We start from the raw sequence: 13,129 nt of genomic DNA, 5'->3' as shown, positions 1-13,129 counted from the left end.
CGAGTGTCACATCCGCCCCGGAAAAAATCAAGCGCGCTTGATTGTTTAGTGTCCGGCGCACCGCCGGTGCCCGCTCAGCCGGTGAAGAGCACGTCCCCGCCGGCGGTGGCCAGCAGCACGTCACCGTCGTACAGCTCCGCGGTGAAGACACCCAGCCGCCGCCCGACCTTCACCGCGCGGGTCCGCACCTGCAGGGTGCGTCCGTCCACGGCCGGCGACCGGAGGAACGCGATGCTGAAGTCGACGAGTTGGTAGTCCACGCCCGCCGGTGCCGCGGCCTGGCCGGCCAGGGACAGTGCCTGGGCGACGACGGCCGCGATCACGCCGCCGTGCATGGTGCCCATGATGTTGCCCATCCACGGCTCGGTGACGCTCGCGAAGCAGACGTTCCCGTCGTCGTCGACCGAGACCGAACCGCCGAGGAGTCGGCCCAGTTCGCCGAGGGGTGCGCGGCCGTCGACGAGGTCGGCGACGATCTCGCGCCCGCCGCGTGCGAGATCGGCGGTCGGCAGCGGAGCCGCCGCCGGCGGCGCCACCGGCTCGGCCAGATCCGCCGCATCGCCGTCGACCACGAGGTCACGTCCCACCCGGACGCTGCGGGCGACACCGGTGCACAGCAGGCGGCCGTCACGTCCGGTGATGCGCACCGTCGACACGCCGTACGGCTCTCGTCGCATGGACACCTCGGAGGTGCCGTCGAGCACCTCGTCGACCGTCGGCCGATCCAGCATCGACATCGACAGCCGCGCCTGCACCGTGGACCCGGATCCGGAGTAGAAGAACGACAGGCCGCCGATGTCGTCGAACAGCACCGCCAGCGCCGGGAGGTCGATCAGGCCGCGGTGGTCGGTCACGCCCGGGCCGAGGGCCTGCACCATCTCGGTGCGCCCGGAACCGGCGCGGCGGCCGATGCCGAAGGAGGTGAACGGATCGTTGTCGGTGGGCTGCGTCATGCCCCTAGTCCTATCAACACCCCCGTGCCGCGACGCCGGGGCATGCCCTATCGTTCGCATCGTGGACTTCCGAATCGAAGACATCTCCGAAGAAGAGATCGATCGACGGCTCAGTGTGGTGGAGCCGTTGACCGATTCCGTGCGCCAACTCGTCGACGCGGTGATCCGCAGCGAGGTCAGCGATGAACGCCTGACCGCCGCCAAGGATCGCATCGACGAGATCGTCGCCGACCTCCGTGAGCAGCAGCGTCCCGGCAGTTTCGGGACCCCGTACACCAAGGAATTCATCGGCATGCCGTGGGGCAACGCCGCCGTCGGTGCGCGTAACGCCGTGGCACCGCCGCTGCACGTCCGGCGTTCGCCCGGGCTGGCCGAATGCGAGATGGAACTCGGCGCCGCCTACGAGGGGCCGGGCGGGTGCGTGCACGGAGGAATCGCCGCCCTGCTGCTCGACCAGCTCGTCGGCGAGGCCGCAAGCACCGACGGACTGCCCAGCTTCACCGGCACGCTCACCGTCAAGTATCTGCGACCCACCCTGCTCGGGGCCCTGAGCGCGCGCGCCGAGGTCACCGGCCGCGAGGGACGCAAGACCTTCGTCCACGCCACCATGTCCGACGCCGACGGCGTCACCGTGGAAGCCGACGCGATCATGATCTGCCCCAAGGACTTCGAACTGCCCACCGGGGATGCGCTGCCCCCACCCGCCGACCGCCGATTGGATCGATGATCTGCCAGGAGCACGGTGCGCCGACACCGTTCAGTGATGCCGAAGCCGCCGCCGTACAGGCCTTCACCGAAGGCCTCGGGCTCGACGGCATGATCGATGTCCACACGCATTTCATGCCCAAGCCGGTCCTGGACAAGGTGTGGGCGTACTTCGATTCGGCCGGCCCCATGGTGGGCCGCGAGTGGCCGATCGCCTACCGCGCCGACGAGGAGGAACGCGTGGCCGCGCTGCGCGCTTTCGGGGTGCGCACGTTCTCGTCGATGCTCTATCCGCATCGCCCGGACATGGGCGAATGGCTGAACGGCTGGGGCGTCGACTTCGCCGCCCGCCACCCCGACTGCCTGCAAACGGCCACCTTCTACCCCGAGCCGACGGCGGCGCGGTACGTGGCCGAGGCCATCGAGAACGGCGCGGAGATCTTCAAGTCCCACATCCAGGTGGGCGACTACTCGCCGCTCGACCCGTTGCTCGACGACGTGTGGGGCGTGTTGGCCCAGACCCAGATCCCCGTGGTGATCCACTGCGGATCGGGCCCGGTGCCCGGCAGGCACACCGGCCCCGCGCCGATTCGTGAACTGCTGCAGCGCTTTCCGACGCTGTCGCTGATCATCGCGCACATGGGCATGCCCGAGTACGAGGATTTCGTCGCCCTCGCCGAAGAGTACGACGAGGTCCGCCTCGACACCACGATGAACTTCACCGACTTCTCCAACGAGCGTGCGCCTTACCCCGCCGACCTGCTTCCACGGGTCGCGGCGCTGCGCGAGAAGATCCTGTTCGGTTCGGACTTCCCGAACATCCCGTACTCGTACCTGCACGCCTTGCAGTCGTGCGAGCGCCTCGGCCTCGGTGACGACTGGATGCGGTCCGTGCTGCACCACAACGCAGCAGGGTTGTTCGGCCGCTGAGCTGTCCTGTCCTGTCGACCGCCTGCCACCGGCCGGGTCTGGCTGATCCCCGTGACCACCCAGGCCCGCCCGACGGCAGGCCCACTATGAAATTTTCAAATAACACATCGCGTCGAGACACCTTCCCGACACTGGATCAGAGCGCCTCACGCGGCGCTGGCCGATAACGTCAAGGTTCGTCGCGCATTCGATCGGATCGGTTCACGACGACGCTTCGGATGGTCAGGATCGGCCGGCGGGATGAACCACGGCTGCCGATCGTGACCGATGAACACCTCCCATCCACCGTGGTGAATCACGGTGTGATGCCGACGGCAAAGCAGGACACCGTTGTCCAAACTCGTCACCCCGCCATGCTCCCAATGCTCGACGTGGTGCCCGTCGCACCACGACGGAGGCACCCCGCAACCCGGGAAGGCGCAACCACGATCCCGCAGCACCAGAGCCTTGCGGATACCCGGCGTGAACAGCCGCTTCTCCCGGCCCACGTTCAACGGCACACCGTGCTCGTCCAGCAGCGCCAGAGCCACCGCAGCCTCGCACATGATCAGCTCCGCCGTGCGCGCCGAGATGGGGCCACCGAATCCGAGCCACGGCACGGCGGTGTCGTCGTCGGCTGCGGTGATCGGAACTGAGATCGCCTGTCCGGCAACCGAATCGAGTACCTGCCCGTTCATCACCACCGCTGCGGGCACCGACAGGGTGACGTGCGGCAGTACCCCTCCCGACTCGGGCCGCTCCGAATGAGACAGATACGTGCGAATCACCTGGGCCATCGCATCCGCACGCCGCCGCTTGGCCGACCGCCGATCCTGCGAACCGTCCGGTTCGGGCACCGGCCGGGTCAACGGATCCAACGCCGCACTGAGTTCCTCGGCGGCCACGATGTCGAAGTCGATCGTCACCGCCACCCGGCCGTCATCGGTCCGATCCAGCGTCATCTCGTTCAGGTCGTCACGCTCGGCGACCGGAACCTCCCCGTCCACCGGAATCTCCGGGGCCAACTTGATCGCCCACGCCCGAGCCTTCTCCCTCACCCGCGCCGGCGAAGTCTGCACCAGCAACGAATGCACAATCTTCCGGCGATCCTCGTCGGACAACTCCACCCGACCCGCCACATGCCCGAGACCGCTCGCCACGGCATCACCGTGCTCCGCCGACACCGCACCATCACGCACACCCCGGATCACCGACCCCAGGTTCTCGTCGGACATCGCCTGCCCGAGCCTGCCGGCACGATAGGCCACCGCCGGAGCCGCCCCGAGCTCGGCGAGGATCGCCGCAGCGGACCGCACATGCTTCCGGGCGGGTAAGCCGACTCGTTCGATCGCGGCGCACGTGGCGGCCACCGAGTAGTCGGCCACATTGCGCAACCGCAGAACCGCCGCGGCTACCGCCAGGAGTTCCCGGTCGTCGTCGACGGCCCGCGCCTGGGCCAGGAACTGGGCGAGATTCGCCGGCCTATCGATGTCGGTACCGACTGGGACAGTGAGGTCATCGCTCAACAAGTCGGCGAAGTCTGTGAGAGTTGCTGCGTCCATGACGCTCACTCCTCAGGTCACGAGAAGCCAATAGCAAAGGAACCGGTCGAGCCGGCGACGATCAGCCGCCCGGCCACTCATGTTCCGCGAGTTCGGGACTGTCGATCCCTCCCCTGTCCTTATGGTACACCTCACACTTCGCATGAACAATAGTTCTAGCCGGCTTTGTTCAATGTCCTGTATCAGGACATCGGTGACAGTTCGTTATCAAGACACCCCATCCCCCGAGCAGCGCGGTCGTGGGGCCATCGAGCCGACGGGGAATGTCCGATTCCCCCGCTGTCGCCGGTCATACGTTCTAGATTCGGAGCATGGCCGACACTGTGACCCAGTTGCTGACCGAACGCGCCGACGACGACGGCACCGCAATTCTCTCCGAGCTGGGTACGTGGACGTGGCGCGAATACGTGGAACAGGCCCGCCGAACAGCCGCCGCGGTACTGAAGTCGGCCGCTCCGCAGCGCCCGATGCACGTGGGCGTCCTCCTGGGCAACTCGCCACAGATGTTGATCGCCTTGGCCGCGGGCGCGCTCGGCGGCTACGTGAGCGTCGGGGTCAACGACACCCGCCGCGGCGAGCAGCTGCTGGCCGACCTGCGCCGCGCCGATTGCCAGGTGCTGCTGGTCGACGCCCCGCACCTGCCGCTGCTCGACGGACTCGACCTGTCGTCGATCACCGTGGTCGACGTCTCCGCACCGGCGTGGCAACAGGAACTCGAGGCGGCCGGGGAGCTGGTGCCGCATTCGACACCGGGCCCGATGGATCCGTTCATGCTGATCTTCACCTCCGGCACCAGTGGTGATCCGAAGCCGGTTCGCTTCGCGCACATGATGATTCCCTTCGCCGGACCGCCACTCGTGGAGAAGTTCGGCATCACCGACCGCGACGTCTGCTACCTCTCGATGCCGCTGTTCCACTCGGCGGCACTGCTCGGCGGCTACTGCGTGGCCCTGGCGAGCGGGGCCGCGATGGTGCCGGCGCCGTTCTCGGCGTCCACCTTCGTCGACGACGTCCGCCGCTTCGGCGTGACCTATATGAACTACGTCGGTAAGCCGCTCGCGTACATCCTCGCGACCCCGGAGCGGCCCGACGACGGCGACACCACGCTACGCGCGGCGTTCGGCAACGAGGCCACCGACCGGGACATCGACGAGTTCGCCCGGCGCTTCGACTGCGCGGTCTGGGACGCCTTCGGCTCCACCGAACTGGCCATCATCATCACCCGCGAACCCGGGACCCCGCGCGGCTCCATCGGCAAGGGCTTCCCCGGCGTGGCGGTGTACCACCCGGAGACCGGAACGGAATGTCCGCGCGCGCAGTTCGACGAGCACGGCGCGCTGATCAACGCCGCCGAGGCCACCGGCGAACTGGTCAACACCCACGGCGGCGGCCTGTTCACCGGCTACTACAACAACGACGCCGCGACCAGCGAACGACTCCGCGACGGCATGTACTGGTCCGGTGACCTCGCCTATGTGGACAGCGACGACTGGATCTATCTGGCCGGCCGGTCCGGCGACTGGCTCCGCGTGGACGGCGAGAACCTGGCCGCCGGCCCCATCGAACGGGTGCTGCAGCGGTTGCCCGCACTCAACCGCGTCGCGGTGTACGCGGTGCCCGACGAGGTGGTCGGCGATGCGGTGATGGCGGCCGTCGTCCTGAACGACGACGCCACCCTGACCCCGGCCGAACTCACCGAATTCCTTGCCGCGCAACCGGATCTGTCTCCGAAGGCGTGGCCCACGCACGTGCGGATCGCCGACGACCTCCCCACCACGGCGACCAACAAGATCCTCAAACGGACGTTGAAGGAGCAGGGGTTGGCCACCGATGACCGGTTGTGGACGCGGGCAGCGCGGTCCACCACCTACACCGAGCACTGAAGGTTCACCCGTGCACCTGGTGATCGGCGGCAACGGCTTCCTCGGCTCGCATCTGGTGCGCCGCCTGATCGACGACGGGGAGCCGGTGCGCGTGCTCACCCGCGCCTCCAGCGACCTGCGGAGCCTGCACGGCCTGGACTTCGAGCACGTGACCGGCGACCTGTTCGACGCCGCTGCAGTCGGCGCCGCGATGGACGGGTGCCGGGCGGTCTACCACTGCGCGGTCGACACCCGCGCCTGGCTGCGCGACCCCGCGCCCCTCTACCGGACCAACGTCGAGGCACTGCGCTCGGTGCTCGACGTGGCCGCCGACCGCGACTTGGACCGGGTCGTGTTCACCAGCACCATGGCCACCATCGGGCGCGGTGACCGTCGCGCCGTCGTCGACGAATCGAAGGCCTTCGACTGGTTCGACGACGCGCCGCCCTACGTGCGAGCCCGGGTCGCCGGGGAGCAGCTGGCCCTGCGGTACGCGACCGACGGCCGCGTACCGGTGACCGCCATGTGCGTGGCCAACACCTACGGCGCGGGCGACTGGGCGCCCACTCCGCACGGCGCGTTCGTGGCCGCCGCGGCGCTGGGCCGATTGCCGTTCACGGTGCGCGGCATGCGCACCGAGTCGGTCGGGGTCGACGACGCCGCCGGCGCGCTCGCCCTCGCCGCGACGCGCGGGGGCATCGGTGAGCGCTACATCGTCGCCGAGCGAAATCTGGACCTGGGCGAAGTGGTGGCGACCGCAGCCGCGGCGGTCGACCGCGATCCGCCGCGGCTGGTGCTGCGCAAGCCAGCCCTCTACGCCGCCGGCGCGGCCGGTTCCGCCCTCGCCGCGGTCTCCGGAAAGCCGTCCAAGCTGAGCCTGGACTCGGTGCGGCTCATGCACGCCTTCGCGCCGATGAGTCATGCCAAGGCCGAGCGCGACCTGGGTTGGCGGCCGCGCCCGGCGCTCGACGCCGTCGCCGAGGGCGCCCGCTTCTGGCGCGACCGCACCCGGCGGTGAAAATAGATCGGCGAGATCAGACCGGGGCGACTAGATCGGCGTGATCGGGATCGACGGTCCGCGGTCGCTGAAACGGAAGTCCGCACCCGACGAGAAGCGGGTGATCGCCACCTCGCCGGACTCCGGCAGTTCCTCCGTGCCCCGCGCGAAACGCACGGTCAGACCACCGTCGACGGCACTGCCGGCGACCACCAGGTACGGATCGAGGGCGGTGGCCATCGCCTGCAGCGGCGCCAGGTGGTCCGCGGTCAGCAGGTCCAGCCAACCGCCGTCGGTCATGGCCGGCGAGTCGGCGGGCAGGTGGAGCACCACCTCGTCGCCCTCGACCCGCACCTGAACACCCGTGTACTGCGCCGGCCCGAGGATCGGGTGCACCGACAGCACCCGCGCCACCGACTCCGGGTCGGTGCCCAGCCCCAGCGTGCGACGCAACCGCTCGGCGGTCAGGCCGCTGATCCCGGTGAGCTGTTTGCCGAAGATCTCCCGGACCTGGTCCTCGCCGTCGGCGTACCGGCGCACGCTGAGCTGGAAGCCGAGCGAGAGCAGTTGGTGTTGCAGCGCAACCTCTTCGGCGATCCGGACCAGGGCGCTGGTGGAGAACTCACGGAACTGGAGGTCGTGCACCAGCGGGCCCCGGTAGTCGGTCTTCCCGTCGGTGTCGGACGGATCGATCGGGCTCAGTTCCACGCTCGCCGCGCGGGTGGTGAACACGTGCTCGGCGTCCGGCGGGAGCGGCAGCTCGGGACGATCCGGGTCGATGGTGACGGTCCACGCGCAGTGCGGGGTCCGATCGGCCGGGGTGCGCGGCGGCCGATGGATCGGCCGGATCCGCGCGCGCCGGTTGGTGGCGATGGCGGTGGCGTCGAAGGTGGGGTCTTCGATGTCGTGGCACATGGCGGTCACGTACTCGTCGCCGAGCGGCTCCACATCCATCAGCGCACCGCAGTGGTCGAGCACGAAGGCCCCGTGGTCGTGGTCGGTCACCTCGTACCGGAAGTCCATGAACTGCGGCGGCGCGCCGATGTCGAGCTGGATCGCCTTGAACATGTCCTCGACGCCGTCGCCGTCGATGCCCAGCGCCGCCCGCATGCGGCTGGTGTACACCGGGCTGGACGCCATCCACTCCTCGATCGCGACGGCGGTCATCGTCTCGCGCCCGAAAGCGCTGATCAGATGGGCCATGCCGCTGCGATCGATCAACTGGCCGGACAGGAGCAGTTCCGGCACGAGCGCGGCGAGCTGGGCTTGGTCGAGCGCGCCGAAGCCGAGCCCGAGCGTGGTGCTGTCAGTCACGGTCGTCACCAGAGCGGAACCGGCGCCTGGCCGATCGGGTACCAACCGGGGAGATCTCCCGGCGCGGCCTTCTCGATGCGCGCCAGCATGCCGTCGCTCATCTTCTGGTCCTTCATCAGCTCGATGAAGAGGGCGCTGACGTTGCCGTAGTCGAAGAAGTCGCGCTGCCAGGAGAACTGGAAGTCACCGCCGTACTTGAACCAACTGCCCTGAATCCCGTTGAGCGCGTAGTGCGAACCGTCCTCGCGGGTGGCTTCGTACACCTGCTTCCACAGGCCCAGCATGTCGCCGGTCTTCTCGTCGATCACCCACGCCTGGTACGGGTAGGTCCAGCCCTCCAGGCCTTCCATCTCCTGGCCGAGCGCCAGGTCGCGGATCTCGTCTCGGCCGACGGCCATGAAGTCCTTGTGCGGCCCGTAGTTCCAGCCGTAGGTGGCATCTTCGGTGTAGAAGTCGGCCAGCGGACGCCAGTCGCCGGCCTGCTCCGCCTCGTCGTTCGCCTTGAGCCAGCGCACCACCATCTCATCGAGTTCGGCGCGGTCGAAGGGTCCGTTGTCAGTCACAGTTGTCTCCACTTGTCGGGTTTCGGGGCTTTAGTCTTCGACGATTCGCAGGGCCTGCGTGGGGCAGTAGTGCACCGCCGCAGTCACTTCGGCCTGCTGCGATTCGTCCGGAGTCGGATTCAGGATCTCGACGTGATCTCGTTGTGCGGCAAAGACATCGGGTGCCTCCATTTCGCACATGCCGTGTCCCTGGCACAGGTCCAGGTCCACCTCGACGCGCATCAGGCGCTCCGTCGGCGATAGCGGACGTTGCACGGCTTGGCCAGCTGGACCACCATCTTCGAGTGGTCGTTGCGGTACGAGTCCGCCGGTTGCGCCAGTTCGAACTCGTAGTTCTGCAGCAGCACCGAGAAGATCGCCTTCAGCTGCATCATGGCGAACTGCGCGCCCACGCAACGGTGGCGACCGGCGCCGAACGGGATCCACGTCCACCGGTTGGCCAGATCCTCTTGGCGCGGAACGAGATTGCGGTCCGGGTCGAAGGCGTCCGGGTTCGGGAAGTCTTCGGGCAGACGATTGGAGACCGCGGGCGAGACCGCGATGGTCTGCCCGGCGCGCACCTGGTGGCCCTCGATCACGAAGTCTTCCTGCACCACGCGCATGAGGACGATCAGCGGCGGGTGCAGACGCAGCGTTTCCTTCAGTGCCGCTTCGAGTTTCGGGATCTGCCGCATGGCCGCGAAGGAGTACTCCGCGCGGCCCTCGCCCTTGTCCTCGTAGATGTCGTCGAGCTCGGCGACGACCTGCGACAGGTACTCCGGGTGCCGCAGCAGCTCGAGCAGCGTCCACGCCGCGGTGCCGGAGGTGGTGTGATGCCCGGCGAACATCATCGAGATGAAGATGCCGGTGACGCTGTCCGGGCTGAACATCAGCGAGCCGTCGTCGTTGCGCACCGAGACCAGCACGTCCATCAGGTCGCGTTCGTCCTTGTCGGCCGGCGGGTTCTCGATGCGGCGGTCCATCACGCCGCTGATGAACTCCACCAACTCGGCGCGGGCCGCGTCGCGGCGACGGAAGCTCTCGATGTCCGCGTGGGCGTCCACGTAGGCCATCGGGTCGGTGCCCTTTTCCAGGTCGTGGTACAGATCGGCGATGTGCGCGTTGAGCTCCTCGCGGAACTTGCGACCGATCAAGCACGACGACGACGTGTACAGCGTCAGCTCGCCGAAGAACTCCAGCAGATCGATCTCGCCCTCGTCGCCCCAGTCGGCGATCATCCGTTCCACCTCTTCGGGAATGGTGATCGCGTGCTGCTTCATGTGCGGTCCCTTAAGAGCCTGGTTGTGCAGCATCTCGCTGCGGCGCTCGGGGCTGGTGTCGAAGACGACGCCCTCGCCGAAGACCGGCGTCATGAAGGGGTAGGCGGCGGCTTGGTCGAGCAGTTCGTCGGGCGAACGGAAGAACTCTTCGTTGGCCGCGGCCCCGGAGACCAGCACGATCTCGCGATCGGCCAGCTGGAACATGCCGACGTCGCCGCATTCTTCCCGGACTCGCCAGAACAGCGAGATCGGGTCGGTGGCCAGTTCGGTCAGGTGCCCGTGGGCGTCCTCGCCGCCGGAGACGCGGCGGGGAGTGAGGAGAGTGGACATCAGTGGGTTCCCTTCTTGGCGATGGCGCCTTCGGCTTCGATCTCCAGTTCGCGCAGGTGCGCCCCGCGCGGCATGGTGACCATCGCGTGAATGCCCTGCGCGAGGTGTTCGGGGCTCAGGAAGTTGCCGTGGCGCGCGAGCCCGAACTTGATCCAGTCGTTGAGCATGTCCTCGGTCTGCTTCTGGTCGAGGTTCATGCCCATGCCGGTGAGCGTCTGCCCGGGGCGCACCACCCCCACGCGCACCCCGGTGCCCTCCAGCTCCATGCCGATGGTGGCGGCCAGACCGTCGATCCCCGACTTGGCGGCGACGTAGGCGGCCGACCACGGGCGGGGATGCTTGGCCACGTCCGAGCCGATGAAGACGAAGTCGCCGCGGCCGCGGTCGATCATCGGGCCGATGGCCGCCCGGTACACCCGGAAGGCGCCGTTCAGATGGATGTCGATCTGCGAGCAGAACTCTTCGGGCGTGATCTGGTGGGTCAGGCCGATGGCCAGGTCGCCGGCCCCGGCCACGACGATCTCCAGCCCGCCGAGTTCGGCCCCGGCGCGGGCCACCGCGTCGACCACCGACTCGTCGTCGGTCACGTCCATGCGCACGGCGATCGCTTCGCCGCCGTCGGCGCGGATCTTGTCGGCCAGGGATTCGAGCACGTCGAGGCGGCGGGCGGCCAACGCCACCGGGTAGCCGGCGGCCGCGAACCATTGCGCGGTGGCGGCCCCGATGCCCGACGAGGCTCCGGCCACCAGGACCGGTCGACGCTCCGGGTGCGGGATCGGCGCCATCAGCGGGCCTGCACTGTCATCGGCAGGTGCGCGAAGCCGCGCACGTTGACCGAGTGGACGCGCTCGGCGCGGTCCTCGTCGATCTCGTAGCCGCGCACGGTGCGCGCCATCTCGGCCAGGCCGAGGTTGGTCTCGAGTCGCGCCAGGTGCGCACCCAGGCAGAAGTGCGTGCCCAGGCCGAAGCTCATGATGGTGCGGGACACGTCGCGGCCCAACCGGAACCGGTCGGCATCGGGGCCGAAGACCTCTTCGTCGCGGTTGGCCGAGCCCACCAGCAGCAGAATCCGCTGACCGGCCGCGATCCGGTGGTCACCGAACTCGACGTCCTCGATCACTCGGCGCAGCAGCATCTGCGTGGAGGTGTCGTAACGCAGCGTCTCCTCCACCCAGTCGCTCACGCGCTGCTCACTCGGATCGTCGAGCACCGTGGCCAGCTCGCCCCGGTTCCGGTTGCCCCAGAACACCGAGTTGGCCAGCAGCTTGGTGGTGGTCTCGTTGCCGGCCACCACCATCAGCATCATGAAGCCGATGATGTCTTCGTCGGTGAGGCGGGCGAGCTCGCCGTCGTCGCCGACCATCTCCGCGCCGATCAGGGCCGACACCAGATCCTCGCCCAGATTCTTGCGACGGTCGGCCAGCAGCTCGGTGTAGTAGCGGTGCAGTTCCAGGTAGGCGTAGATCGCGGCCTCGGGGACGTCGGTGACGCCCTCTTCGCGGTGGATCAGCAGATCCGACTGGGTGCGCAGATGCGCCCGGTCGGCGGGGCCCACGCCCAGCAGTTCGGACACCACGTCCATCGGCAGCAGGCCGGCGAAGTCGGCGATGTAGTCGAACTCCCCCATCTGCAGGCACTTGTCCCAGTGCTGCGCGGTGAGCTCGGAGATCCGTCCGGCCAGCTCGCTCACCCGGCGCGGCGTGAACCCCTTGGAGACCAGTTTGCGCAGGCGCAGGTGCCGCGGGTCGTCCATCGCCAGGAAGCTCATCGACTTCTCCGCATGCGGAGTGTACGAGGCGGGGTCGATGGAGACGCCCCAACTGTTGGAGAGGCGCAGGTTGTCGCGGAATCCCGCGGCCACGTCGGCGTGCCGGGACAGCGCCCAGAAGTCGCCGTCGGAGTTGTAGTACACCGGGGCTTCGGCGCGCAGCCGCGCGTACGTCGGGTACGGATCCTCGTGCAGATCGTACGAGTAGGGATCGAACGGGATGAGCGTCTGCATCCCGCGGTGGGCGGCGGCGGTCATCGAACCTCCTGGTCGAGAACGGGCTGATCGGTCAGGAGCAGGCGCGCGGCGGCCACGAGCCGCTCGGACGTCTGCTCGTAGGTGAGGTGTCCCATGCCGGCGTGCACCAGACCGCCGGCGTAGAGCATTTCCAGTGCGTCGACGACGGGGCCCGGGTCGGCCGGGTCCACGTCGAGCGCCTGCGCCAAGCGCTGGCGGATGAAGCCGCCCACGCGCAGTCGCAGGTGTTCCACGTCGGGATCGGCGCCGAGGAGCGCGACGGTCACGGCGCCGCCGAGCTGGCCCTCGCCGGCCACCACCATCGAGACACCGCGCAGCACCTGCGCGACTCGGTCGGCGGGGGCCAAGTCGGGGTCGGGGGCGGGCACACCGTCGGCCAGTCGCCGCCAGAAGACCTCGGCCACCAGGTGACTCTTCGACGAGAAGTAGGTGTACGCCGTGGCCGGCGCCACCCCGGCTCGCTTGGCCACCGCACGCACGGTGAGGCCGTCGAAGCCGTCGGCGTTGAGCACCTCGACCGCGGCGTCGGCGAGCCGCGCCACCGTCTCGGCCTGCTGCGGCGTGAGACGGCGTCGGGTGGATTCTTGAGACACGGCACTGGACATGTGACCGACGCTACACTAGGTTCAGATCCGAGTCCAGACACCTG

13 protein-coding genes are annotated in these 13,129 nt (G+C 68.5%); 4 read left to right on the top strand and 9 right to left on the bottom strand.

Annotated elements, in window-relative coordinates:
• Positions 1-74: 74 nt before the first annotated feature.
• Positions 75-953 (bottom strand): PaaI family thioesterase, encoded by an 879-nt coding sequence (locus tag ACFFJD_RS00135; RefSeq protein ID WP_382359082.1) that lies wholly within the window; start codon positions 951-953, stop codon positions 75-77.
• Positions 954-1,014: 61 nt separating this feature from the next.
• Between ACFFJD_RS00135 and ACFFJD_RS00130 the strand changes: the two genes are divergently transcribed.
• Both ACFFJD_RS00130 and ACFFJD_RS00125 read left to right on the top strand, forming a co-directional pair.
• Positions 1,015-1,680 carry a PaaI family thioesterase gene (locus ACFFJD_RS00130; protein ID WP_382359079.1) on the top strand — a complete coding sequence of 222 codons (666 nt, stop codon included), beginning with the start codon at positions 1,015-1,017 and terminating at the stop codon, positions 1,678-1,680.
• Complete coding sequence (locus ACFFJD_RS00125) at positions 1,677-2,588, top strand: amidohydrolase family protein (RefSeq protein ID WP_382359076.1); 912 nt, start codon at positions 1,677-1,679, stop codon at positions 2,586-2,588. The genes ACFFJD_RS00130 and ACFFJD_RS00125 overlap by 4 nt, the downstream gene beginning before the upstream one ends.
• A gap of 146 nt (positions 2,589-2,734) precedes the next feature.
• Here ACFFJD_RS00125 and ACFFJD_RS00120 read toward each other — a convergent pair whose 3' ends face one another.
• On the bottom strand, positions 2,735-4,129 hold the full coding sequence (locus ACFFJD_RS00120) for an HNH endonuclease signature motif containing protein (protein ID WP_382359073.1): 1,395 nt from the start codon (positions 4,127-4,129) through the stop codon (positions 2,735-2,737).
• Between the two features lie 311 nt (positions 4,130-4,440).
• On the opposite strand from ACFFJD_RS00120, the gene fadD1 reads away from it, so the two are divergent.
• Together fadD1 and ACFFJD_RS00110 are read left to right on the top strand one after the other, a co-directional pair.
• The gene (fadD1, locus tag ACFFJD_RS00115; RefSeq protein WP_382359070.1) at positions 4,441-6,012 is read left to right on the top strand and encodes a fatty-acid--CoA ligase FadD1; all 1,572 of its coding nucleotides are present in this window, start codon (positions 4,441-4,443) and stop codon (positions 6,010-6,012) included.
• 10 nt (positions 6,013-6,022) lie between these two features.
• A complete protein-coding gene (locus ACFFJD_RS00110; RefSeq protein ID WP_382359067.1) occupies positions 6,023-7,009 on the top strand; it encodes an NAD-dependent epimerase/dehydratase family protein in 987 nt (328 codons plus the stop codon).
• A 30-nt stretch (positions 7,010-7,039) separates the two neighbouring features.
• Here the strand turns inward: ACFFJD_RS00110 and ACFFJD_RS00105 are convergent, their stop codons facing one another.
• The 7 genes from ACFFJD_RS00105 to ACFFJD_RS00075 form a co-directional block, all read right to left on the bottom strand.
• Positions 7,040-8,302 (bottom strand): hypothetical protein, encoded by a 1,263-nt coding sequence (locus tag ACFFJD_RS00105; protein WP_382359064.1) that lies wholly within the window; start codon positions 8,300-8,302, stop codon positions 7,040-7,042.
• A 5-nt stretch (positions 8,303-8,307) separates the two neighbouring features.
• Complete coding sequence (locus tag ACFFJD_RS00100; RefSeq protein ID WP_382359291.1) at positions 8,308-8,823, bottom strand: nuclear transport factor 2 family protein; 516 nt, start codon at positions 8,821-8,823, stop codon at positions 8,308-8,310.
• A 72-nt stretch (positions 8,824-8,895) separates the two neighbouring features.
• Positions 8,896-9,087: a ferredoxin gene (locus ACFFJD_RS00095; protein WP_382359061.1), complete on the bottom strand. Its 192-nt coding sequence runs from the start codon at positions 9,085-9,087 to the stop codon at positions 8,896-8,898.
• Positions 9,087-10,454, bottom strand: a complete 1,368-nt coding sequence (locus tag ACFFJD_RS00090) for a cytochrome P450 (RefSeq protein ID WP_382359058.1) — start codon at positions 10,452-10,454, stop codon at positions 9,087-9,089. The genes ACFFJD_RS00095 and ACFFJD_RS00090 overlap by 1 nt, the downstream gene beginning before the upstream one ends.
• Positions 10,454-11,239, bottom strand: coding sequence for an SDR family oxidoreductase (locus ACFFJD_RS00085; RefSeq protein ID WP_382359055.1), 786 nt, complete (start codon positions 11,237-11,239; stop codon positions 10,454-10,456). The genes ACFFJD_RS00090 and ACFFJD_RS00085 overlap by 1 nt, the downstream gene beginning before the upstream one ends.
• Entirely contained in the window at positions 11,239-12,480 is a 1,242-nt protein-coding gene (locus tag ACFFJD_RS00080; RefSeq protein WP_382359052.1) for a cytochrome P450, read from the bottom strand. Before ACFFJD_RS00080 ends, ACFFJD_RS00085 begins: the two co-directional genes overlap by 1 nt.
• Positions 12,477-13,085, bottom strand: coding sequence for a TetR/AcrR family transcriptional regulator (locus ACFFJD_RS00075; protein ID WP_382359049.1), 609 nt, complete (start codon positions 13,083-13,085; stop codon positions 12,477-12,479). Before ACFFJD_RS00075 ends, ACFFJD_RS00080 begins: the two co-directional genes overlap by 4 nt.
• Between the last annotated feature and the right edge of the window lie 44 nt (positions 13,086-13,129).

The sequence above is a fragment of the Gordonia phosphorivorans genome (genome assembly GCF_042432625.1).
Lineage (GTDB): Bacteria > Actinomycetota > Actinomycetes > Mycobacteriales > Mycobacteriaceae > Gordonia > Gordonia phosphorivorans.
Note: the sequence above shows the minus strand (reverse complement) of the source record. Positions and strands in the feature narration are given on the sequence as shown.